A 22,501-nucleotide genomic window follows, 5' to 3' on the forward strand; every position below is an offset into this window, starting at 1 on the left:
GACGCGACCATGAACGACGAACTGCGATCGGCCGCCGCTCCGCGCTGGCGAGGTCAGCCTGGCCGCCTGGAAGTCTGGTACGCGACATTGTCGGACCCGGTAACCCGCGCCGGGTTGTGGCTGCATCACGAAATCGTGGCACCTACCAGCGGATCCCCATACGGGCACGGCTGGGCGACCTGGTTTCCGGCCGACGGCGCGCCGCGCACCGAGCGGTTCGGACCGGAGCCGGTAGAGCCGGTGGCCGGGCCTGCCTGGTTCGACGCGAGCAGGGTACGGGCCGCGTTCGAAGAACTGTCCGGACAAGCCGGATCGCTGACCTGGCAGCTGCACTGGAAGGACACCGGCGCACCGCTGTGGACTTTTCCGCGGCTGGCCTGGGAGCGCGAGCTGCTGCCGGGCGCGCAGGTAGTGCTGGCTCCGACCGCGCAGTTCACCGGTTCGCTCACCGTTGCCGACGCCGGCCACCGGCTCGACGGCTGGCGGGGCGGGGTGGCCCACATCTACGGGCGCGGCAACGCCAAACGTTGGGGGTGGCTGCACGCTGATCTCGGTGACGGCGACGTGGTCGAGGTCGTCACCGCGGTATCGCACACACCGGGACTGCAAAGGCTGGCGCCGATGGCGTTCGTCCGGTTCCGCATCGACGGAAAGGATTGGCCGGCAAGCGGTTTGCCGTCGCTGCGGATGCGAACGACGCTGGGCGTGCGGCATTGGCAGCTGGAGGGCCGCATCGGCCGACGCGATGTGCTCATCCGGGTGGATCAACCGGAAAGCCGTTGCGTAAGCCTGCAATACACCGATCCCGACGGTGCCACCGCGGTATGCACCAACACCGAGCAAGCCGACATCCATGTCGAGCTCGGCGACCGGCGGTGGTCGGTGCTCGGTACCGGCCATGCCGAAGTGGGTTTGCGCGGCGCGCAAGCGCCCACCGTCAACGAAAGGACCCCCGCATGAGTTTCCTGTTCGACCCGCCGATGCTGCTGGCCTCCGGGGTCTTGATCGAACGCACCGTGCCCGAAGACCGCCGTGACGTCGCCGAGGCCGCCACCCTGGGCGTCTTCTTCGGCGGCTCGTTCGGGCTGTACCACAACGTGCCCGGCCTCGGGCTGCTGTGGCGACCGTTCCGCGCCCAGAACGGACGCGACTTCATGTGGAACAGTGGGGTTTTCGGCGTCGACACCAAAGAGCTGAGCTGGCCGATGCATGCCTTGGCGGGTGGCATCTTCGCGACGTATCCGTTCTTCCTCAAGCTTGGTCGGTGGCTCGGGCGCATGCTATGAGCCGTCTGGCCGAGCGAGCAACTGCGGCGTTCGGTGCGGCGCTGCTGCCTGAGGAGTGCGGCGGCCCGCCATCTGCTCAGCTCGTCGAACGGGTGGAGCGCTACGTCGCGCAGCTGCCGGCGGGCTCGCGGCATGCGGTGCGGGCGGGGCTGTTGAGTCTCGCCGCTGCAAGCTATCTCAGCACCGGCCGCTCGCTGTCGAGGCTGAGCCCGAACGCGCGCGCACAGCTGTTGCGCCGCGTTGCCGCGCTAAGCCCCGATGCCGGTGCGGCCATCGAGGGGCTCAAGGCAATCGTGTTGCTCGCCAACGGTGCCGACACCTACGCACCGGAGTTGCTTGCCCGCGCCGGTGAACACGACGTCGCCCGCCCCGACGCGGCGCTGGACGTCAGGCCATCGGTCGACAGCCCGTCAGTGGTCCGGGCCGACGCAGTGGTGGTCGGCTCTGGTGCGGGCGGGGCGATGGCGGCCCGCGGCTTAGCTCGCGCCGGTCTGCAGACCGTCGTCCTCGAGGAAGGCCGACGCTGGACCGTCGAGGAGTTCCGCACCCGGCACCCGATCGACCGCTACGCCGGCCTGTACCGCGGGGCGGGGGCGACGATCGCGCTGGGACGCCCGGCCGTGGTGCTGCCGATCGGGCGCGCGGTCGGTGGCACCACCGTCGTCAACTCCGGCACCTGCTATCGCCCGCCGGTGACGGTCCAGCGGCGCTGGCGCGACGAGTTCGGGTTGTCGCTGGCCGACCCCGACCGGCTGGCCGGCCACCTCGACGACGTCGAGCGCACCCTGCAGGTGGCGCCGGTGCCGCTGGAGATCATGGGACGCAACGGTCGGCTGCTGCTCGAAGGCGCAGCCGCGCTGGGCTGGCACGCGGCGCCGATTCCCCGCAATGCGCCGGGCTGTGATGCCTGCTGCCAGTGCGCAATTGGTTGTCCACGTAACGCCAAGTTCGGTGTGCACCTCAACGCGTTGCCGCAGGCGTGCGCCGCGGGCGCCCGCATCGTCTGCGATGCCCGCGTCGAACGGGTGATGCACGCCGACGGACGTGCGCGCGGGGTGCGGGCTCGACGGCCTGACGGCACCGCGTTCGATGTGCTCGCCGATACCGTCGTGGTGTCCGCTGGCGCTACTGAGACACCAAACCTATTGCGGCGCAGCGACCTTGGTGCACATCCGCGGTTGGGCCGCAATCTGGCCTTGCATCCGGCGCTGATGGTGGCCGGCCGCTTCCAGGGCGAGGTTTACGCGTGGCGCGGGGTGCTGCAAAGCGCGGCCAGCGACGAGCTGCATTCGTCGTCGGGCGTGCTGATCGAGGCGACGTCGACACCTCCCGGCATGGGTTCGATGGTCTTTCCCGGTTACGGCGCCGAGCTGTTGGGCTGGCTCGACCGTGCATCGCACGTTGCGACTTTGGGGGCGATGGTGGCCGACCAAGGTGTCGGGCGGGTGCTTTCCCTGCGCGGCCAAAGCATGCTGCGTTACGACATTGCCCCGGCCGACACGGCCAAACTCCTAACCGCGATCGAGGCCATGGGCCGGCTGCTGTTCGCCGCCGGCGCGGTCGAGCTGCTGACCGGGCTGCCCGCTGCCCCGACGGTGACCTCACTGCCCGCACTGCGCGACGCCCTGCGCGATGCCGACCCGAAAAGCTTGCACTTGGCCGCATTCCATCCGACAGGGACCGCGGCCGCCGGCGCCGACGAGCAGCGCTGCCCGGTCGACCAGCACGGCCGGCTGCGTGGTGTCGACGGTGTGTGGGTTGCCGACGCGTCGATTTTGCCCAGTTGCCCGGAGGTCAACCCGCAGCTGTCGATCATGGCGCTCGCCCAGGCCGTCGCCGAAGAACTGCTCGCCGAGCGGGGAGCGGTGAATTGAACGACAGCGGACTCAAAGCCATACTCCCGCAAACGGTTACCGAAGACGAGAGGGATTGGGCCCATTGGCGTAGCAGATCGCACACCAGCGCAGTCGGGCCAACGCAAGCGGAGAGAGGCCACCAGCAGATCCCGGGCAACGGCGCACGGCATACGAGATGCGGCGTCGCCGCGTGGCCTGGGCTGTGTAATCGGCTGCATCGGCACGTCGTACAAACCGTTGCAACGGCGCTGTAGCAGCAGGTCAACGGAATACCATTGGCTGGTGTCGACGGAGGCTGCTGGTCACGGGCGCCTCCCCGAATTGACCGGGGATGCCAGGGCCGATCGCTGGCGTGAGCACCGAGCGGCCGTACGGGCCGAGTTAGTCGAGGCCACCCTTCGGGCGATCGAGGAATACGGACCGGACCTGTCCATCGACGACGTCGTCAAGACCGCGGGTGTCACCCGGCCGAAGCTCTACCGGTTCTTCACCGACAAGGACACGTTGTTCAGCGCGGTCGGCGAACGCGTGCAAGCCATGGTGCTCGAGCGGGTCGTGCCGCGTTTCAGCATCGCGGGCACCGCGCTGGACATGGTTCGCTCAGCGGTGGCCGCGTACGTCGACCTGGTTGACGAGCGGCCCAACCTCTTTCGCTTTCTGGTCGGCGCCCAGTTCACCGAACGCCGCTCAACCGAGGCCCTGCTCGAGGGCGGCAGGCCACTTGCCAACGCCACGTGCGACGTCGTGGCGAGCATTGTTCAAGCCCGAGGCGGAAACAGCGAGAACCTCCAATACGTCGTCGACGCTCTTCTCGGCGCGGTGGCGCTCGGTGTGCTGCGCTGGCTGAACGAGCCCACGATCAGCAAGGCGGCACTCGTCGAGCAGCTGACCACCTTCGTCTGGGGCTCACTGGCGGCGACCGCTGCCGAGCGAGGCATCGCCGTCGACCCCGACGAGCAGCTGTCCGCCCAACCGCAATGACGGCCATCAGCGACCCTTGCGGACAACCCGTGACCGGGGGTACTGTCATCTACCACACCTGGTACTCCTAGTACTAGTTACTGCATGTCCGACCAAAGGACGGTGGTCATGGTGAGCGGACACCAGCAGGCCGCGGTGGCGTACCCGCCCGAGAACTATCCGAAGACCCGACGCATCCGGTTCCGGTTCGGCGAGAGCGACGCGTCGGGCAAGTACTTCGCCGACGACAACATCGCACTCAGCCATTTCGTCGCCGGCTTGTCCGGAGTTTTTCCTCCCGGCGAGGATTCCTTCATTCGCTCGGTGCGCCGTGTCGCCGATCGGATCACCGATCCGGTTTTGAAAAAGCGGGTGGCCGGATTTATCGGCCAGGAATCAACGCACGGGCAGGAGCATCGCCATCTCAACGAGAAGCTCGTCGAAATGGGCTACCCGATCGCATGGCACGATTCACAACCATTGAAAGACAGGGTCATTCGACTCGAAGAGCGTGTGCCCGCCCGACTGCACCTAGCGGTCACCGCCGCCCTGGAGCACTACACCGCGATGCTTGCGCAACGGGTGCTGTCCAGTGAGGAAGTCCAGGCGATCCCCGGTGATCCGGAGATCTGGCACCTGCTGAAGTGGCATGCACTGGAGGAGCTGGAGCACAAGTCGGTGGCCTTCGACGTCTACCGGGCAATCGGCGGCTCCGAGCGGATGCGAATCGCGGTGATGGCCGTTCTGATTGCGCTGACCATCCCGCTGGTGACAATCGAACTGGCGATCTCGCTGGCCTATGATCCGGTGGCGCGCCGACACCCGCTTCGGGTGGCTCGGGAGATGCGCGAGCTGTACCGGGGACCGTTACTGAAGGGCACGCTGCGCGACGCCGCCAAGTACCTGCGACGGGGCTTCCACCCCGACGACATCGACACGACGGCGCTGCTGCAGCGTTGGAGGCAAGAGCTTTTCGGCTCCGAGGGCGCCCTCCTCGACCACTTGCGCTGAACCGTCCCCCAACCGGGCGTTTTCAGGCTCCGCCCGCGACCCGGGGCTCGATGTGAAAGTCGGTGATGTCGGCAAATTGTGTCATGTCCCAGTAATCGATGACACGCCAGGGTGAGTTGGTGACCACCCGTCCGGCCTGGTTGCGGAAGTAAGTCGTCATCCCAGGATGCGTCCAGACCATCCGGCTATGGGCGTCATCGACGCGGCGAACGTACTCGTCGTGCACGTCGGACCGACACTCCAACACGCCAAGATCGCGGTCACGCATCTGGCACACGGCGCTGGTGATATAGCGCGCCTGGCATTCAGCAATGAACATGTAACTCCCGCCGCCAGGATTGACGTTGGGGCCATACATCAAGAACAGATTGGGAAAACCCGGAACAGTAATGCCCAGATAAGCGGTGGCATCGTCCTGCCCCCAGCGCGCATGCAATGCCTGTCCTGCTCGGCCGCGGATCTGCATGGGCGCCAAGAACCGAGCGACGGCGAATCCGGTGCACAACACGGCGATCTCCGCCTGATACTCCGTGCCCGAGACTGTGCGCAAGCCTGTGGGGCTGAAACTAGCGACAGGTTCCGTCACCACATCGACGTGCGGCCGGGTGAGTGCCCGATACCAACCGTTGTCCAGTAGCATTCGCTTGCCGTACGGCGGATAAGTAGGTATCAGCGCCTGCTGCAGGTCGGGTCGTCCCTTTAGTTCGGTGCGGATGTAGCGAGTGAAATACGCCCGATGAGCGTCGTTGACGGCGCTGACCGACCGGTCAAGGTGCACCCACCCAGGGTCGATCTGCAGCGACGGGTACACCCGGTCGTTCCACGTCCAAGCCAGCCGGAGCCGATACCATTGGCGGTAGTACGGGACATGGTCGAACAACCAGCGTGCGTCTTTGCCCATCGGCTCGAAGTAGTTCTCGGCAGGAGCGACCCAGCCGGGAGATCTTTGAAACACTGTTAGTGTGGCGACCTCGTCGACAATGGCGGGCACGATTTGCATTGCGCTGGCACCCGTTCCCACCAGCGCCACCCGTCGGTTCCTTAATTCCAGGCCGCGAGGCCATGATGCGGAATGTACTACGGTGCCGGTAAACTCGTTCTGTCGGCTGATCTGGGCCGCTTGGAGGTTGAACAGCCCGACTGCGGTGACCAGTACGTCACCCGCCAACTCACTTTCGTTTCCTTCCCGGTCCCGCACACGCACAATCCAGCGCTGACCGGACTCGTCGTACTCCGCGCCCAATGCCTCGGTCCCAAAGCGGATGTTGTCGCGCAGGCCAAAATGGTCAGCGAAATCACGCAAATAGTCCAACAGCTCTTCACGTTTGGCGAAATGCGCTGACCAGTTACGCGGAAAGAACGAGAGCGAATAGAGATGGCTGGGTATGTCGACTCCGCAGCCCGGGTAGGCGTTTCGCAGCCAAGTGCCACCGACATCCGCATTGCGTTCGACGATCACGTGCGAGATGCCCGCTTCACGTAGACGTGCCGCGAGTGCTAGCCCCGACACACCGGCACCGATGATGATCACCGACGGCCAGCTCCCCGCTCGCGGGCTCGGGTGCCATACCACCTCAGGCGCGACCAGTTCCTCGGCGGCAAGTCGACCATATTCGAGCGGGACCTCTTCGCCCATCGAGACGCTCAACATGTGCGCACACTCCTCAGGAGACGGACAAGCAACCTTCGCAGGAGCGCTGTCGGCCCATCCCGTTACCGCATCGGCCACGGCCTCGGCGATCTCATCTCGCACCGCTTCAGACAGGCCCCCGGCGTCATGCGGACCCAAGCCACGGTTACGCGTCGGCGCATACGGCGGCTGGAGCCACCGGTCGTCGCCGGTCAGCTGGTAGAGAACCATGATCAGTGTCGGCATGTTGCCGCCGCGCGCGGCGGCAACCAGTCGTGCCCGATCGACTTCTCGTTGATGAATCACTGGCCGCCCATCGTGTTCAAGTCAAGTCACGCTGCTCCATACCGTGGCCGTGTACGAAGTGAGCGCCCCTGTCAATTGACAAGCCATCAACGGTGGTCTCCCCAACCCGACGGCTCATGGTCGCACGCCAGACCCAGCATTCGTCAGCGACAATGTTAGGTTCCACCCACTTTGGTCGTGCAGCCATACAGAGTCATTGACCGGAAGATATGATCTGCTGATACAACTGCGAGGTAATGAATTTGCTTCGTCGTAGTTGTATGAGCGCCTTACAGAACTCAGGTGACCGGTCCGGCTTCGCAACGCCTCGCACACCGCCGACTGAGATTTCGGTCCGCGAAGCCCTGGATTGCCGCTGCCAATTCAATGTGTTCGTCAGTCAGTCCGATGCCAAGCAGGTATCCGCTATCCATGGAATTCCTTCTCATTCAACGCTATACCCAGCCGTCGAGTTGTCCGGGCAGCTCGTCGAGTACCCACGGCCCGTCGGTCTTGACGGTCTTCTCAATCGTCCAGCCTTGCAGCAGCGACACCGCTCCACCCTGCACCGCCAGCACCTTGCCGGTCAGCGGGCACTGTTGGCTGGCGAGATAGGCGACGATCGGCGCGATGTTGTCCGGGCTGAATGTGTCGAACGCGCCTGCTGGCACCTCGCGAGCGAACATCGCGCCAAGGCCAGGCGTGGCCAGCGTCAGCCGCGTCCGTGCTACCGGCGCAATAGCGTTGACGCGCACGCCGTACCGTTCGAGTTCGGCCGCCGCTACCAGCGTCAACGCCGCGATACCTGCCTTAGCGGCGCCGTAGTTGGCCTGGCCAGGATTGACCATGGTGGTTCCTGACGCCGAGGCAGTGTTGATCACTGCGGCGTTCGGCTGGTTACCGGCCTTTGACTGGGCCTTCCAAAATGAAGCGGCGTGGTGGAGCAGGTTGAAATGTCCTTTGAGGTGGACCTCGATCACCGCGTCCCACTGCGCCTCGTCGAGTCCAGCAACGAAACCGTCACGCAGGATGCCCGCGTTGTTGACGACAACGTCCAGGCCACCGAATTCCGCAATCGCTTGATCTACCAGCTTCCTGGCGTTTTCCCAGTCCGCAACGCTGTCGGTGTTGGCGATCGCCTTGCCGCCCGACGCGGCGATCTCATTAACAACCTCCTGGGCCGGAGTCGTATCGGCGCCTTCGCCCTCGTTGTTTCCGCCGAGGTCGTTGACCACCACGCTGGCGCCTTCGCGAGCGAACAACAATGCGTGCGCGCGGCCGATGCCACGACCGGCTCCGGTTACGATAGCAACTCGATTTTCCAATAAACCCATGTTGGTGCCTCCTGGTCTGTTGCAGTGCGATGTCGTTTCAGCGTTGGGCAGGCCGGTAGGCGGTGACGACGACCGTCCCGCCAAGACCAATGTTGTGTTGCAGCGCGACCTTCGCGTTTTGGACCTGTCTTTCGGCGGCGTGGCCGCGCAACTGCCAGGTCAGTTCGGCGCATTGCGCCAAACCTGTTGCTCCAAGCGGATGGCCCTTGGAGATGAGTCCGCCTGACGGGTTGACCACCCAACGCCCGCCGTAGGTGGTGTCATTGGCGTCGACCAGTTTGTGACCCTCGCCCTCGCCGCACAGGCCGAGCGCCTCGTAGGTGAGCAGCTCGTTCGGTGCGAAGCAATCATGCAACTCGATCACGTCGACGTCATCAGGCGAGATCTGGGCCTGCTGGTAAACCCGCTGTGCCGCTTTGCGGCTCATCGCGACGCCCACGAGCGTCGCCATGCTGTTGCTGTCAAAGGTGCCCGGCACGTCCGTAACCAACGCCTGGCCAACAATTTCGACGGCCCGTGCGTGGAGGTCGTTGTCGGCGACAAAGCGTTCGCTCGCCACGATCGCGGCGGCGGATCCATCTGAAGTCGGTGAGCACATCGACCGGGTCAGTTGCGCGGCCGGATAAATCATCTTGTCGGCCTTGATCTGTTCTTCGGTGTAAGGTTCGCGAAACTGCGAATACGGATTGCTCATCGAGTGGCGGTGGTTCTTCACCGCGATTTTCACAAAGTGATCGACAGTCGAGCCGTACCGCTCGTTGTGCTCGAGGCCCGCCGCACCGAACATCCATGGAGCAGGCGGAAAGTGGAAGTCGCGCAGCGCAGCCATGGCCATCATGTGTCGCTGCATCGGCTGCTCACGGTCGTTATATGTGCTGCCGAGAGAACCGGGTGCCATCTTCTCAAAGCCGATCGCCAGTGTGCAGTCGGCTATACCGCCGCGAATCGCCTGCGCGGCAAGGAACAGCGCGCTCGATCCAGTGGAACAGTTGCTGTTGACGTTGAACACTGGTATCGCGGTCAACCCGAGCTCGTAGACGGCGCGGTGGCCCGAGCACGATTCCCCAAAGCAAAAGCCCGCGTAGCCTTGCTCAATTCTGTCATAGGCGATTCCGGCGTCCGCCAGTGCCGCAATCCCCGCCTCCTTGGCCATGGCCGGGTAGTCCCAGCCCTCCCGGCGGCCAGGTTTGTCGAACTTAGTCATACCGACACCGATGACGAAGACCTTGTTGGGCATGGCTGTTCCTGTTATGGGGCGAATCCGGCTAGACCGTCGGTGATAACGGACTTGTCGGGGTGCTCATCGCCAGCGGTTTCGAACGCATAGGTCTCACGTCCGGTGCGCCAGATCCTGGTGGTGATTGTTTCCTGGGGCCGGGCAGGCTTGCTGAACCGCACTGCCAGCCGCTTCAACCGCGCCGGATCGTCGGGACTGATATTGGTGATCAGTGCGTGGGATATGAAAGCGACGGTGCACAAGCCGTGGATGATGATGCCGGGCAGTCCCACGGACTTGGCGAAGCCGTCATCGAGGTGGATCGGCATCGGATCACCCGCCGGTCCGGAGTAGCGAAAGGTTTGGTCCTCATCGAAGCGTTGCACCGCTGTCAGGTCCGGATCGCGGTTGCGCAAGGACTCGTCGAAGGTGTGGCCCGGGCTTGGGACACCGACGGTGCCGTCGAACACCCCGCCGCGGAAGAATCCGACAAAGTATTGTTCGTTGACCAGATCACCCCGATAACCACGAGTTTCGGCCAGTGTTGTCACGACAACGCCCGAGTCCTTGCCGGATATGCCGATGGGCTTGGCGCGCACGGTCAGTACCTCGCCGGGTTCGATAGGCCGGTACAGCCGAAAGTCGTGCTCGCCGTGCAGGACTTTGGTCATCAAATTGCCCGGTACCACTGACATGGTCGCCTCGCCCATGATCTGAAATACTGGTACCACCGCGAATACCGGGGGCGCCAAGCTTCCGTCCAGGTGTGCGCTGATCCGGTCGTTAGTTGCCTCGGCGTAGGCGATTGTACGTTCAGCGTCGACCTTGAACTCCCGTTCGTCGGTCCACGTACCGAGCCGGGAAAGGTTGAAGCCATCATCAGCAGTCATGCTTACTCCTCGCTTGTCGAAAGCCAGTGGGCCCGACGTTAGAAGCAGCAGCGCCTGTTTCCGCTGACCGAACGTTTCGATCGCTTGACCGAACTGCTCACGCCGTTACGGTAAGTCTTGGAGCCGATCGCCCCCGAGGAGCCAATTGCCGGTGACCGAATACACGATTCCAATGCGTCGAGCTCAAGCCTGTATCGAATTGGCCGCTCGCCAGGGATGGGATATCGACACGCTCCTGCAGGAGGTTGGGATCTCGCCTGTGCTCGTCGCCGAGGGACGGTCGCGCATTTCGATGGAGCAGTTCGCTGACCTGATACGCGCGTTGTGGCGCACCACTGACGACGAGCTCATGGGGCTGGGGTTGGCACCGGTGCCGCGCGGGACGATGCGGCTCATTTCCTACGCCCTTGTCGGGACTCCAGATTTGGGGTCGGTCCTGCGACGCTACGTTGAGCTTGCCAAGGCCGTCCCCGGGTTCCCATCGATTGTCGTCTCGGCGGGTCCCAGAGAAGTCAGGGTATCGACGGAGTTGACCGTGATAAAGCAACACGATGAGCTGATCATCGATGCACTTTTGGCTGCTGGCCACCGGTTCGCCAGCTGGGCGATCGGGAGGCAAATACCCCTTCGCCGGGTCGAGGTGCCCTATCCCCAGCCCGACGAGATCGACGACTACGACGTGATTTTCGGTGCTCCGGTGGTGTTTGCGGCACCCACCGCCGCGGTGGTGTTTGACTCGAAGATGCTCGCTATGCCGTGCATTCGCACCGAAGTCGAACTAGACGAGTTCCTGCGGCGCGCGCCTGCCGGCCTCCTGCTGCGTCGCGACTACGGCTCGTCGATGAGCGACCAAGTCCGCCGGATCTTGGCTGAAGGTGTCAACGGGCAATGGTCGACCGCCGACGAGATCGCTGCTCGCCTTGCGATGAGCCCGCAAACCCTGCGTCGGCGACTTCGTGATGAACATACGTCCATTCGAAAGATCCGCGAGGCGCTCCTGCGCGATGCCGCGATCGCAAGCTTGGTCCGCGGCGAGGAAACCGTTACAGCGCTCTCGCGGCGGCTGGGCTTCTCCGAACCGAGCGCATTCACCCGGGCGTTTCGGCGGTGGACCGGCTGCAGTCCCGGTTCGTACTTGCCGCGGGGCGCCGTTGAATGCGGGCAGCAAGGGCAGAGTCGTCGCCGCCGGTCGCGTCCCTAGACCCGGGTGAAGAATAAGCTTAACTCCCGCAAGAATAGGCCACTGTGGTGAGCGCTTCGGTCACACGCCGGTCACCCCGAAGACGGCATCGTCGCGCCTGAAGGCACCCTCGATCGGGGCGAGCAATTGTCAATATCTGTGGATGGAGAATTTCAGGCGGCCTCCTTCCGGGCTTCCTCGGTGGCCGGTTCGTCGGTGCGTTCGAGGAGTTTGCCGTTCTCGAACTTGGCGCCGGCCCGGACGAGGGCGACCAGGTGGGGTGCGTTCACCGCGCGCCAGCGTGACTGGGCGGCCTCGATTAGCTTGTAGGCCACGGCGATTCCCGCCGCGCGTGAGCCCGGACCCTTGGTGATCTTGCTTCGATTACGCACCGTTGAGAAGGTGGATTCGATGGGATTTGTCGTTCTCAGGTGCACCCAATGCTCGGCGGGGAAGTCGTAGAAGGCCAGCAGCTGGTCGAGGTCGTCGGTGATTTTGGCGACCGCCTTGGGATACTTGGCGCCGTAGGCCGCCTCGAATGCCTTGACCGCGTTCAGCGCGTGGCGTTTGTCCTCGGCGTTCCAGATCTCTGCGAGCGCCTTCTTCGCGCCGGGGTGCGCGGATTTCGGCAGTGCGGCAAGAACATTCGCAATCTTATGAAACCAGCAGCGCTGTTCCTTGGTCTCCGGGAACACCTCGCGCAGCGCGCCCCAGAACCCCAGTGCGCCATCCCCGATGGCCAGTACCGGCGCGCGCATGCCGCGCCGCTTGCAGTCACGCAACAGATCCGCCCACGACTCGGTGGCCTCGCGGTAGCCGTCATCGAGGGCGATCAGCTCTTTGCGGCCATCCGCGCGCACCCCGATCAGCACCAGCAGGCACAGCTTGGTCTCCTCCAGGCGCACGTTGACGTGGATGCCGTCGGCCCACACGTACACATAGTCCACACCCGAGAGGTCGCGGGCCGAAAACGCCTTCTGCTCGGCTTGCCAGGTCTGGGTCAGCTTGGTGATCGTGGCCGCCGACAGGCCCTTGGTCGAGCCCAGAAACTGGCCCAGCGCCGCCCGAAGTCCTGCGACGAGAGCCCATGCAGGTACAGCAGCGGCAGCACCTGCTCCACCTGCGGGGTCTTGCGCGCCCACGGCGGCAGGATCGCCGAGGAAAACCGCACCCGCTCACCGGTTTCCGGGTCAACCCGCTTATCGTTGACCCGCGGCGCGTGCACCTCGATCGCACCCGCGGCGGTGGTCACCTCACGCGGCTCGTGATAGCCGTTGCGCACCACCAGCCGATGCCCGTTCTCGTCGCGCTCATCGGCGAACTGGGCACAATAGGCGGCCACCTCGGCCCGCAACGCCGCGGCCAGCATCTGCTGCGCACCCTCGCGCACGATCTCATCGATCACCGACGACACCGGGCCCGCCAACACGACAGGCGCAGCCGAACCATCACGATCGCCGGCCTCAGGGACTACATTGAGCATGGGTCGTACCTTCCCGAACCAGCGCGTCAACGCCGGTCCTTGATCAGACAAATGGACTTCAGATCATCCTCGGGAAGGTGCGCCCAATCACGCCGCCTCGCCGAGGCTCATCCACAGGTTCTGATCATTGCTCATCGGGGCAAACACAACATCAAGCTAAATCTGAACGATTCCCGGATCAGGAGGCATTCTACTGCTTTACTCGTTTGCCACTGCGACGTCTTCCTCACGGGGTCCGTCTACGCGTCGCCGGGCGCCTCGGCATCGGCCAGCCCGATCTCGAGCCATGCAACCCGCGACTGGTCTGTGGGCGAATGACGGGCTAACCAGACCGGATCTTTGGCCGACACCGCGCGCCGCGAGATCAACTACATCGCGATCGCCGCGGTTCTCGGCCTATCAGCCGTCCGGACGAACAGCCTGTGCCGCCCGGCAATATCATGCGGCTTCGCCGGCGACGGGATGCTGCTCGGCAGCGTCGCCGCTCTCTACAAACGCCCGCAATCGGGTCGAGGCCAGGTCACCAATGCGGCAATGGATGATACGGCCCTGTACACAGCGTTCGTGTATGGGATGCATGCGGTCGGCTTGTGGAGTGAAGGCCGCGGCATGAGCATCCTCGACGGCGCTCCGAAGAAAGTCCTCGTCTGCATCACTCGAGAGCAGCGTGGCCTTGAGCAGTTCGACATCGCGTGCGGTCACCGGCGACGGCACGACGTCCGGCTGGCCGTAGGTGTATCCGGGAATGGTTCGTGCTTGCATCTGCGCTCTTCGCGTCGACCTCGAATATCGCAGGAGTCCCACAAAAGCCGGGAACACCAGAACCTACACGAACAAGAGCGCCAGGGACTCGTCGCTTCAGAGCAATCTACGCAGTACCTTGACCGCACGGCTGCTGTACGGAGGATAGATGAGACCCGGATCCGGCCGAGCCGACTTGGCCAGGACCGCGCGGCGGTGGCTGAGGGCTTCGAACCCCCACTTGCCGTGGTAGGCGCCGATGCCGCTGGCGCCGACACCTCCGAATGGCAGCTGGGGCACCAAGCAGTGCATGATCGCGTGGTTGATGACCGCCCCGCCCGACGGTGCGCGGTCGATGACTTTTCTAGCCAAGGATGAGGATTGGGTGAAAACGTATAGCGCCAGCGGCTTCTCGCGGCTGTTCACGAATTTTACCGCTGCATCGATGGATTTTACGCTAATGATAGGTAACACGGGGCCGAAAATCTCCTCAGCCATTATCCTATCGGACGGATCAGGGTCGAGGATCACCGTCGGCTCGATCCGCAATGCGGCCCGGTCGAAGTCACCGCCGGTGACGATTTGGCCGTGCATGTCGCCGATCATTGACACCAGTCGGTCAAAATGGTGGTCATTGACGATTCGCAAGGACGGCGCCGAGGCGAATTTCCGCAGATATGCCGTCACCTTCGGTACGAATTGGTTGACGATCGCTTCTTCGGCCAGCACGTAGTCTGGCGCGATGCATGTCTGTCCTGAGTTGATCAGCTTCGTGTAGGCAATCCTTCGCGCGGCCACGTCGATGTCGGCGTCAGCAGCTACGACAGCCGGGCATTTCCCGCCAAGTTCCAACGTGACAGGGGTGAGTGTGGCGGCCGCCGCTGTCATCACCTTACGGCCGACTTCCGTCCCTCCGGTGAAAAACACATGATCGTATCCCTCTGCCAGCAGTTCCTGGGTCTTCTGAGCGCCGCCGAGCACGACGCGAATGGTAGTGCTGTCGAGGTATTGCGGCACCAACTCGCTGATCAACGAAGAGGTCGCCGGGGCCAACTCCGAGGGTTTGATAACCACGCCGTTGCCGGCCGCCACGGCCGCTACGACCGGCGCCATAGTGAGATAGAACGGATAGTTCCATGGCCCGATGATCAAGACCACACCCAACGGTTCGTACTGTATCCACGCGCGAGCTGGTCTCTGCACCAATGGTATCGACGTCCTCGTGCGCCGCATCCAGGACTTTAGGTGCTTACGGGCGAAGGACGCCTCCGTCTTTGTCGAGGCGATATCACCCATCCATGCCTCGAGATGCGGACGGCCGAGATCACTAGCAAGTGCATCTGCGATATCGGATTCTCTTTCCCGGCAGATCTTTTCAACACCTCGAAGCTGTGCGGTCCGCCAATCCAGAGATCGCGTGTGTCCGCGTGCGAATGCTTCACGGACATCAGCTATCACACCTCCTTCGGCGCCACGTCGGGTGGCGGAAACCTTCATTTGCGACCCCCAGATTCCACAATCCGCACCACACCAATGGCAATCAGTTTCTCCGGCGGTGAGGAATCGCTACGTCGCAGCCGAGGGTTTCGCCACCGTCGCCACGGCAAGCCAGGTGTCATCGCCCTGTTAATAGGCCTTTCGCGATGTGGGTGATCTGCACCTCGTTGGTGCCGGCGTAGATCATCAACGACTTTGCGTCGCGCGCAAGCTGTTCCACGCGATATTCCGCCATGTAGCCATTACCACCGAACAACTGAACGGCTTCCATTGCAACCTCAGTAGCCGCCTCTGAGGAATACAACTTGATTGCGGACGCCTCTGCGAGCGTGGGGATCCGCCCGGCTTTCAGCTTCTCTAGTGTCTGGAAAACCATGTTCTGCACGTTGATCCGCGCGACCTCCATCTTGGCTAGCTTCAGTTGGATCAGCTGGAATTGTCCGATCTCCTGCCCCCATAACCTGCGTGTCCGTGCGTATTCGATGCAAAGGCGGTGACATTGTTCGATGATCCCGAGGGCGAGAATCGCAACTCCTACGCGTTCAGCGGTGAAGCTCGATCGCGCGCTATCGCGGCCATCTCTTCCTTCAGCCCGCTCACTTTCGCCGAGCAGCCGGTCCCTGGTGACCCGAACATTATCGAAGAACACCTCGCCGGTCGGCGAGGAGTGCATGCCCATCTTCTTGAAAGGCTTTCCTTGTCTCAGACCCTCCATGCCGGCGTCAAGTACAAACGTCAATACCGTGCGATCACGCTGGTTCACACTTTGGTCTCCATCATCGAGCTTCGCGTAGACTACTAAGCCTAAATCCGTGGATGGTTCCGGTGATTTGATCGGCGTGTGAACAGCGAAAATGCCTTCTGAACTGGGACAATACGAGTGCTGAGGCCGCATTTGTCCATAGTCCGGGAAGGCACTTTCGATGCACTCATCGTATACGTTCACCACCGGATCGGCGGTGTTTGACGAGCAGAATCTGCTGTCGGCGGCCGGGTTGGTGCCAGTGCTGGAACTGGCTGAGCAGACCGGTCTTTCGGAATTGATCAACGAGCGCGTGGATCTGCCGTCGACTCGGGTGAAGTCCGGCGCGGTCAACCCGGCTGGCAAGCTGACCTCGATCGTCGCCGGGATGATGTGCGGCGCGGACAGCATCGATGATGCCAATGTGCTGCGCGCCGGCGGCACACCCCGGGTGTTCAACGAGGTATATGCCCCATCGACGTTGGGGATCTTTTTGCGCGAGTTCACCTTCGGGCATACCAAACAACTCGCCGCAGTGGCCCGCGAGCATCTGATCGCACTGGCGGCGCGCACCCCGCTGCTGGCTGGCGCCGACGAGCGGATGTTTTTGGACATCGACTCGCTGCTGCGCCCGGTCTACGGCCACGCCAAGCAGGGCGCCTCCTTCGGTCATGCCAAGATCGCCAGCCGCGCGCTGCTGCGGCTGGGCCTGTCCCCACAGATCACCACCATCTCCACGGCGACCGCCGCGCCGGTGATCGCCGAGGCGCAGCTACGGAGCGGCAAAGCCGCCTCCGGGCGCGGTGCCGCATACCAGCTCAAGCAGGCGATCACCACCGCGAAAGCGATCAACCCCGACGCGCCGATCCTGGTGCGCGGCGACTCAATGTTTGGCACCAAGAAAGTGATCACCACCTGCATTCAGCGAGGCGCCGAATTCTCCCTGTCGATCAGCCGCAACAAGCGCATCAACGCCGCGATCGCCGCCATCGACGAGGCCGCCTGGACCCCGGTGCACTACCCGGGCGCGGTCGAAGACCCCGACACCGGGGCGTTGATCTCCGATGCCCAGGTCGCCGAAACCCCCTACACCCTGCGCCTGGCCCGCGGCCGAACACTGACCGTGCGGCTGGTAGTGCGCCGGGTCAAAGACGCCCGCCACCTGGATGCGTTGTTTCCGGTGTGGCGCTATCACCCGTTTGTCACCAACTCCGCGCTGCCGGTCGACCAGGCCGATATCACCCACCGACGCCACGCCATCATCGAAACCACCTTCGCCGATTTAATCGACGGCCCACTGGCACACATCCCGTCGGGGCTGTTCGCGGCCTGCGCCTGGCTGGCCTGCGCGGTGATCGCCCATAACCTGCTGCGCGCCGTCGGCACCCTCGCCGGTGGCCACCATGCCGTGGCCCGCGGGGCTACCCTGCGCCGCGACCTGATCAACATCCCGGCCCGCTTCGCCGCCCCGGCCCGCAAACCAATGCTGCACCTACCCGCCCACTGGCATTGGCGAGCCAGATGGAAGGCCCTGTGGCACAACGTCATCGGTTACCCGATCGCGCAACCCCGCGCCGCCTGACCCCACCTTCCAAGCCCTGTCCGCCCCGCCATCCCAGGCCCGACCCAAGGAACCCAAAGGAAAGCTGGTACAGGCCAGCGGATCACCCACGCCCCACCGCGCCACACTCGGCCGCATCCCAAAACAACCGCGTCGACGGCAACACGAAATCACCCATCCACGGATTCAGGCTAAGACGTCCGCATACGGACCGTTGGTGATGAACGTTTTCTGTCCGTTGAGGATGTAATCGTCTCCGTCGCGCTTGACGTATGTCTTCATGCCGCCGAATGCGTCTGATCCGGAGTCGGGCTCGGTGATCGCCCAGGCCGCGATCTTATTGAAGGTCATAAGGTCCGGGAGCCACCGCTCCTTTTGGGCTAACGATCCACGCGACAAGATCGTAGCTGCGCCCAGCCCAAGCGACACACCCGCAGCCGCCACCAGACCAAGGCTCGTCCCGGCCAGCTCGCTTAGCAGAATGGCGATCATGGACGCCTGGGCGGCCATACCGTGGGTGACAGCAATAACTTGTCGTTTCTGTCGCGCTTCAGGTTCGCAAGCGTCGATCTCAGCCTCTTTGGCTCGTTCCCGATCCAGCAAATTCTTAACCGCCTCAGCAGCCATCACGTCGATACCGAACTCGCTGAACAGCTTTCGCAGGATCGGATATGGCGGCATCTCGCCGCTCTCCAACTTCGCGAGGTTTGGGACGATCTCTTTCTTGATGAACCGCCGGATGGCATCGCGCGTGATCAGGTCTGTATCGGACCATTCGATCACAATAGCCTCCGGACATATTGACTGAAGTTTGATTCTTCGTTCGATGTCATCTTCTGCTGCCCTTGAGAAGCCAAGCTTGCTGCGTTCGGTTCACAGCGCCGACAAGCCGCCAAGGCCGCCCGCATATTTTCAAATCCAGTGTGAATGATGATGGGCCGAAGGTCAGCTCGCCGGTGACGCCAATTCGGTGGTATTTCAGACGATCACGGCGCACGTGTTGAATGGCGGGTTGCGCGCGCACGTTGTCGAGCACCATGTGATTGACGTTATCGGCCTGCCGGAGGGGATCCGATGACCGAACTACTCGATTGGTTGATCGAAGCGCTCGCGTCGCGGTTAGCTGCCATTGGTCAAATAGTGGCAGGGCGGGTCGCCGTAAGCCCAATTCTCCTGTGGCAGCCCCCGAGATGTGCTGGCCGCCGTGTCATGGGTGTACTTGAGCGCGAGGCCGCAGACAACCTCCAGAGGGCCGCGCAGCGCTACGGTGAGCGCGTGAACGCCGAACAGCGGTCGCCAAGCTACGGCTCGGGGGCGCTTCACGATGGCTCGGGCTACGCCCCACGCAGCATCCTCGGCCGACTGGTTGGGCAGCAGCTTCAATAGCTGGTCGGGCGCGCTCATCTTGGTCCGGACGCTGCCCAGGTAGTAATGCGTGGTGGCGATGCCGTCGCGACGCACTTCCGAGGCCACCGCTCGCAGCCACCAGTCGAACGCGGCCTTCGATGCCAGGTAAAACCCCCAGCGCGGCGCGGGAAATAGCAGCAAGCCGGCAGTGGCGATGTTGATGATGTGCCCGCTGCGGCGTGCGCGCATATATGGCAGCAGCAACAGGGTTAGCCGGGCAGGGCCCAGATAGTTCACACCGGTGGTGGCGAACAAATCCTTAGGGCGCCGGTAAGACAGGTGGACGGAGCGGTTCAGCGATTTGCCCGCATTATGGATGAGCACATCCACCTGGCCGTGGTCACGCAGAATACTAGTGGCGAAGTCACGCACCTGCTCCGAGTCCGCCATGTCGACCGAGTATGGAAACGCGGGGCCGCCGTCCGCCTGGATCGTGCGGGCCACCCGATCCAGCGCGTCGGTGCTGCGGGCGCACATGACAACGATCGCGCCCGCCCGGCCGCAGTGCCTCGCGACGGCGGCGCCAAGTCCGGTGGACGCACCGGTGATCACCACCACCTTGCCCCGCACCGCTTCGGTGAGCTGGTCATGGTTGCGCAGCATCTTCGGTGAAGTGATGCGGCCGAAAAACCGTGCGAGCGGTTGGGTGTGCCGTTGTTCGAACTTGTCGGGCCACTTTTGAGGCAGCGGGGGTGTCATTCAGGTTTGCCTCCGGCGGCGAGTCCGGGCGGCGCCGCTGATGGCGTGGTTGTCTCGTCGAACTGATGCAAACGCGACCGCAGCAGCTTTCCCGTCGGATTTCGAGGAAGGCTGTTGACGAACACGACATCGCGCGGAGTCTTATAGCGCTCCAAGCGTTCCCGCACGAACGCCTTCACCTCGTCAGGTGTCGGCGCGGCAACGTCGTCGCGCGGCTGGATATAGGCGCGGAGGCGCTGTCCGAATTCGTTGTCTGGCACTCCGATCACCCCGACGTCGGCGATAGCGGGATGGTGCGCAAGGACATTCTCGACCTCAGTGGCGAAGACATTCTCTCCGCCTGAGACGATCATGTCGTCTTCCCGACCAGCGATGTACAACCTGCCAGCCTGGTCGAGGTGGCCCAGATCGCCGGTGTTGAGGTGACCGTCGACCACTTCGACGTCGCTACCACCAAGGTATTCATCGAATTTCATTGGCCCCGCGACGAATACGGTGCCGGTCTCCCCGGATGCCGCGTCGCTGCGGTCTTCCCGGAGGATCCGGACCGAGACGCCGATTACTGGTCTACCGACAGTTCCAGGGGCGGCCGCGATGTCGTCGGGTCCTGCGAGGGCGACCACGCCGAGCTCGGTCGATCCGTAGCCAACTACTAACACGGGGCCGAACAGATCGTCGAGCCGGCGGCACAACTGGATGGATATAGGGGCAGCGCCAGTGATGATCCGGCGAACCCGCGTGCCATGCAGTTGGATCGCAGAGTCGCCGCAACGATCAACCATGCGCTGCAGCATGGTGGGCACAGCGGCCAAGACGGTCACCCGGTGCCGACGCAACGCGTCGAGCATGTGTTCGGCGTCGAACCGTGACCGGGTGACCACCGTGCTGCTGGTCAGCAGGGCGATGGCAAGTTGTGCCAAACCGAAGCCATGGAAGAACGGCGCCGCGATGTAGATCACGCTGCCGCGGCGCACATCGACCAAGGGAGCGGCGCTCAAAGCCGCCCCGACCAGTGCATCCGGGCGGGTCCGGCGAGCTGCACTTTTGGCCAGTCCTGTTGTGCCCGAAGTCAGCAGGATCAGCTTGCCGAGCCGCCGGACCGGTGGCGGAACGGGAGCACGCCGTGCTGCCAGGTTGGCCAAGACATGGTCACTGTCGCCATAGGTGAGCACGCGATCGCAGTCGACGCCCGCTAGCGTCGGGCAATACTCCGGGTCATGGATCAGCATGGCAGGCTGGTGTCGGGCGAGAATCTTGGTCAGCTGCTCGGCAGACATCTCAGCGTTCACTAGCAGCAGGTCGGCGCCCGCTCGCGCGGCGCCCAGCACAGCTTCCGCGAAGTAGCGGTGGTTGCGAGCGAGCACGGCGACCGTGCTGCCCGCCCGGACGCCGTAGACGTAGTGCATCGCCCCTGCGATACGACATACCCGTTCAAATAATTGCCGATATGTGATAGAGCCGAAGTCATCGACGACCGCGAGCGTGTCTGGGCTACGAGCGGCGCCAACCGCCGACAACGTGGCCAGTGAGCGACCATGGCGCCGGACGGCCAGCGCAATCGCCAACGCTCTAAAGGGGTTCCATGGGATCAACCCGGACCGGGCTACTGATGCTGCTGCCCGCACTGCCGGAAGTGAGATCCGATCGGAAGTTTGTGTTCTTGTGCTCACGTGATCACAGTCCCCTGTGCCAGCCGCTTTCTCTGACCGCGGAGCGCCGCGGTGTGTGGTCGGGTGGACGCCTCCACAAAGAGAGCGAGCTCGTGGATCGCAAACCGCGCTTCGGGTAGCACGTCAGCGAGCAGATGAAAAACGTGCATCTGACCGGGGTAGACCTGCAGCTGGCACGGCACACCATCGGCGACAAGCCGCGCGGTGAACGCCTCCGCATCCGACACGAGGATCTCCAGCCCCCCGACTTGTATCAAAGTCGGCGCCACACCGGACAGGTCGCAATCCGAATCGCACAACTCGGTGCGCAAAGGACCGAACCGGCTCTCGTGCAGGTGACCGATCCAACTCAGCATGTTAGGGGTGATGTAGGGGTCACTTCCCACATTCGGACAGCGGTGCACCGCATCGGCAGCCAGGTCGATCCAGGGGGAGATCGCGAAGATCCCTGCCGGTTGCGGAAGTTCGAGCTTTCGCGATGCTACCGCGACCGCCAACGCCAGATGGCCGCCAGCAGAATCGCCCGCCAACACGATCTCCGACGATGCATATCGACGCAGCAGACACTGGTAGGCCCTCACACAGTCGCCGACCGAATCGGCGATGGGAACATCCGGCAGCTGCCGATATTCGACGCTGCACACCGGAGTGCCGCCACACGCCGCCGAAAGCCGGGACACCAGCCGGCGATGGGTTTGCGGACCGCCGATAACGAACCCGCCGCCGTGGAAGTACAGGATCACCCGTTTGACGGCGGCCCGGTGTGCAGCAGCGATCCATTCGGCCTCGCACGTGTCGAGATCGACTCGGTGCACAGAGGCGCCCCGCAGCGGTGTGCTCAGTGGCACATGCAGGTAGCGGGTCCGCCGATCGACAATCGCCAACGCGCGACGGATCTGATCATCCCGCGCTCCCGGCCGGATGCCACGCACGATCGGACGAAGCGTCTGTCGCGCCAGTGCCGCCAGCAGCACCGATGCCCGGCTGGGCTGCGGCGGTACGAACACAGTCGAGAAAGGCGATCGCGCGGAGGACCGGTTCCTGCTCACCTAT

General features: G+C 63.7%; 17 protein-coding genes and 3 pseudogenes. 7 read left to right on the forward strand and 13 right to left on the reverse strand.

Going from position 1 to position 22,501, the window contains the following annotated elements; translation table 11 throughout:
- The first annotated feature begins 9 nt into the window (after positions 1–9).
- From MYXE_RS20360 to MYXE_RS20380, 5 genes are all read left to right on the forward strand, one after another.
- Positions 10–960: a hypothetical protein gene (locus MYXE_RS20360; protein WP_085196448.1), complete on the forward strand. Its 951-nt coding sequence runs from the start codon at positions 10–12 to the stop codon at positions 958–960.
- A complete protein-coding gene (locus MYXE_RS20365; RefSeq protein WP_003919686.1) occupies positions 957–1,286 on the forward strand; it encodes a hypothetical protein in 330 nt (109 codons plus the stop codon). Before MYXE_RS20360 ends, MYXE_RS20365 begins: the two co-directional genes overlap by 4 nt.
- Complete coding sequence (locus MYXE_RS20370) at positions 1,283–3,160, forward strand: GMC family oxidoreductase (RefSeq protein WP_085196435.1); 1,878 nt, start codon at positions 1,283–1,285, stop codon at positions 3,158–3,160. The genes MYXE_RS20365 and MYXE_RS20370 overlap by 4 nt, the downstream gene beginning before the upstream one ends.
- A 264-nt stretch (positions 3,161–3,424) precedes the next feature.
- Positions 3,425–4,123 carry a TetR/AcrR family transcriptional regulator gene (locus MYXE_RS20375; RefSeq protein WP_085196437.1) on the forward strand — a complete coding sequence of 233 codons (699 nt, stop codon included), beginning with the start codon at positions 3,425–3,427 and terminating at the stop codon, positions 4,121–4,123.
- 135 nt (positions 4,124–4,258) lie between these two features.
- Entirely contained in the window at positions 4,259–5,113 is an 855-nt protein-coding gene (locus MYXE_RS20380) for a metal-dependent hydrolase (protein ID WP_415624499.1), read from the forward strand.
- 22 nt (positions 5,114–5,135) lie between these two features.
- Here the strand turns inward: MYXE_RS20380 and MYXE_RS20385 are convergent, their stop codons facing one another.
- The 4 genes from MYXE_RS20385 to MYXE_RS20400 form a co-directional block, all read right to left on the reverse strand.
- Positions 5,136–7,049 carry a flavin-containing monooxygenase gene (locus tag MYXE_RS20385; protein WP_112650231.1) on the reverse strand — a complete coding sequence of 638 codons (1,914 nt, stop codon included), beginning with the start codon at positions 7,047–7,049 and terminating at the stop codon, positions 5,136–5,138.
- A 434-nt stretch (positions 7,050–7,483) separates the two neighbouring features.
- Positions 7,484–8,362, reverse strand: coding sequence for an SDR family oxidoreductase (locus tag MYXE_RS20390; RefSeq protein WP_085196440.1), 879 nt, complete (start codon positions 8,360–8,362; stop codon positions 7,484–7,486).
- 37 nt (positions 8,363–8,399) lie between these two features.
- Positions 8,400–9,599: a lipid-transfer protein gene (locus MYXE_RS20395; protein ID WP_085196442.1), complete on the reverse strand. Its 1,200-nt coding sequence runs from the start codon at positions 9,597–9,599 to the stop codon at positions 8,400–8,402.
- Between the two features lie 11 nt (positions 9,600–9,610).
- Positions 9,611–10,468, reverse strand: coding sequence for a MaoC/PaaZ C-terminal domain-containing protein (locus MYXE_RS20400; protein WP_085196444.1), 858 nt, complete (start codon positions 10,466–10,468; stop codon positions 9,611–9,613).
- A gap of 151 nt (positions 10,469–10,619) precedes the next feature.
- Between MYXE_RS20400 and MYXE_RS20405 the strand changes: the two genes are divergently transcribed.
- Positions 10,620–11,669 carry an AraC family transcriptional regulator gene (locus MYXE_RS20405; RefSeq protein ID WP_085196446.1) on the forward strand — a complete coding sequence of 350 codons (1,050 nt, stop codon included), beginning with the start codon at positions 10,620–10,622 and terminating at the stop codon, positions 11,667–11,669.
- Positions 11,670–11,821: 152 nt separating this feature from the next.
- On the opposite strand, the pseudogene MYXE_RS20410 reads toward MYXE_RS20405, so the two are convergent.
- From MYXE_RS20410 to MYXE_RS20425, 4 genes and pseudogenes are all read right to left on the reverse strand, one after another.
- A pseudogene (locus MYXE_RS20410) lies at positions 11,822–13,131 on the reverse strand (IS256 family transposase).
- 438 nt (positions 13,132–13,569) lie between these two features.
- Positions 13,570–13,893 (reverse strand): globin family protein, encoded by a 324-nt coding sequence (locus MYXE_RS20415; RefSeq protein WP_085193719.1) that lies wholly within the window; start codon positions 13,891–13,893, stop codon positions 13,570–13,572.
- A 96-nt stretch (positions 13,894–13,989) separates the two neighbouring features.
- A complete protein-coding gene (locus MYXE_RS20420; protein ID WP_085193717.1) occupies positions 13,990–15,369 on the reverse strand; it encodes an aldehyde dehydrogenase family protein in 1,380 nt (459 codons plus the stop codon).
- A 118-nt stretch (positions 15,370–15,487) separates the two neighbouring features.
- Positions 15,488–16,171, reverse strand: a pseudogene (locus tag MYXE_RS20425) (acyl-CoA dehydrogenase family protein); the annotation flags it as partial.
- Positions 16,172–16,292: 121 nt separating this feature from the next.
- Here MYXE_RS20425 and MYXE_RS20430 point away from each other — a divergent pair.
- Positions 16,293–17,693: an IS1380 family transposase gene (locus tag MYXE_RS20430; RefSeq protein ID WP_161552128.1), complete on the forward strand. Its 1,401-nt coding sequence runs from the start codon at positions 16,293–16,295 to the stop codon at positions 17,691–17,693.
- Positions 17,694–17,864: 171 nt separating this feature from the next.
- Here the strand turns inward: MYXE_RS20430 and MYXE_RS20435 are convergent.
- From MYXE_RS20435 to MYXE_RS20455, 5 genes and pseudogenes are all read right to left on the reverse strand, one after another.
- Positions 17,865–18,455: pseudogene (locus MYXE_RS20435) on the reverse strand (acyl-CoA dehydrogenase family protein); the annotation flags it as partial.
- Positions 18,456–18,501: 46 nt separating this feature from the next.
- Positions 18,502–18,711, reverse strand: a complete 210-nt coding sequence (locus MYXE_RS20440) for a hypothetical protein (protein ID WP_139821128.1) — start codon at positions 18,709–18,711, stop codon at positions 18,502–18,504.
- 80 nt (positions 18,712–18,791) lie between these two features.
- Entirely contained in the window at positions 18,792–19,778 is a 987-nt protein-coding gene (locus tag MYXE_RS20445; RefSeq protein WP_085193917.1) for an SDR family NAD(P)-dependent oxidoreductase, read from the reverse strand.
- Entirely contained in the window at positions 19,775–21,448 is a 1,674-nt protein-coding gene (locus MYXE_RS20450) for an AMP-binding protein (protein WP_085193915.1), read from the reverse strand. The genes MYXE_RS20445 and MYXE_RS20450 overlap by 4 nt, the downstream gene beginning before the upstream one ends.
- Positions 21,445–22,455, reverse strand: coding sequence for an alpha/beta hydrolase (locus MYXE_RS20455; RefSeq protein ID WP_161552130.1), 1,011 nt, complete (start codon positions 22,453–22,455; stop codon positions 21,445–21,447). The genes MYXE_RS20450 and MYXE_RS20455 overlap by 4 nt, the downstream gene beginning before the upstream one ends.
- Positions 22,456–22,501 lie beyond the last annotated feature (46 nt).

It is taken from the genome of Mycobacterium xenopi, from assembly GCF_009936235.1.
Lineage (GTDB): Bacteria > Actinomycetota > Actinomycetes > Mycobacteriales > Mycobacteriaceae > Mycobacterium > Mycobacterium xenopi.

Bases quoted from the DNA above. Each gene is read 5' to 3' on its own strand.
- MYXE_RS20430 (WP_161552128.1), top strand. From the start codon at position 16,293: ATGCACTCATCGTATACGTTCACCACCGGATCGGCGGTGTTTGACGAG.
- MYXE_RS20415 (WP_085193719.1), bottom strand. From the start codon at position 13,893: ATGCAAGCACGAACCATTCCCGGATACACCTACGGCCAGCCGGACGTC.
- MYXE_RS20440 (WP_139821128.1), bottom strand. From the start codon at position 18,711: ATGGTGCTCGACAACGTGCGCGCGCAACCCGCCATTCAACACGTGCGC.
- MYXE_RS20390 (WP_085196440.1), bottom strand. From the start codon at position 8,362: ATGGGTTTATTGGAAAATCGAGTTGCTATCGTAACCGGAGCCGGTCGT.
- MYXE_RS20395 (WP_085196442.1), bottom strand. From the start codon at position 9,599: ATGCCCAACAAGGTCTTCGTCATCGGTGTCGGTATGACTAAGTTCGAC.
- MYXE_RS20360 (WP_085196448.1), top strand. From the start codon at position 10: ATGAACGACGAACTGCGATCGGCCGCCGCTCCGCGCTGGCGAGGTCAG.
- MYXE_RS20400 (WP_085196444.1), bottom strand. From the start codon at position 10,468: ATGACTGCTGATGATGGCTTCAACCTTTCCCGGCTCGGTACGTGGACC.
- MYXE_RS20445 (WP_085193917.1), bottom strand. From the start codon at position 19,778: ATGACACCCCCGCTGCCTCAAAAGTGGCCCGACAAGTTCGAACAACGG.
- MYXE_RS20365 (WP_003919686.1), top strand. From the start codon at position 957: ATGAGTTTCCTGTTCGACCCGCCGATGCTGCTGGCCTCCGGGGTCTTG.
- MYXE_RS20370 (WP_085196435.1), top strand. From the start codon at position 1,283: ATGAGCCGTCTGGCCGAGCGAGCAACTGCGGCGTTCGGTGCGGCGCTG.
- MYXE_RS20420 (WP_085193717.1), bottom strand. From the start codon at position 15,369: ATGAAGGTTTCCGCCACCCGACGTGGCGCCGAAGGAGGTGTGATAGCT.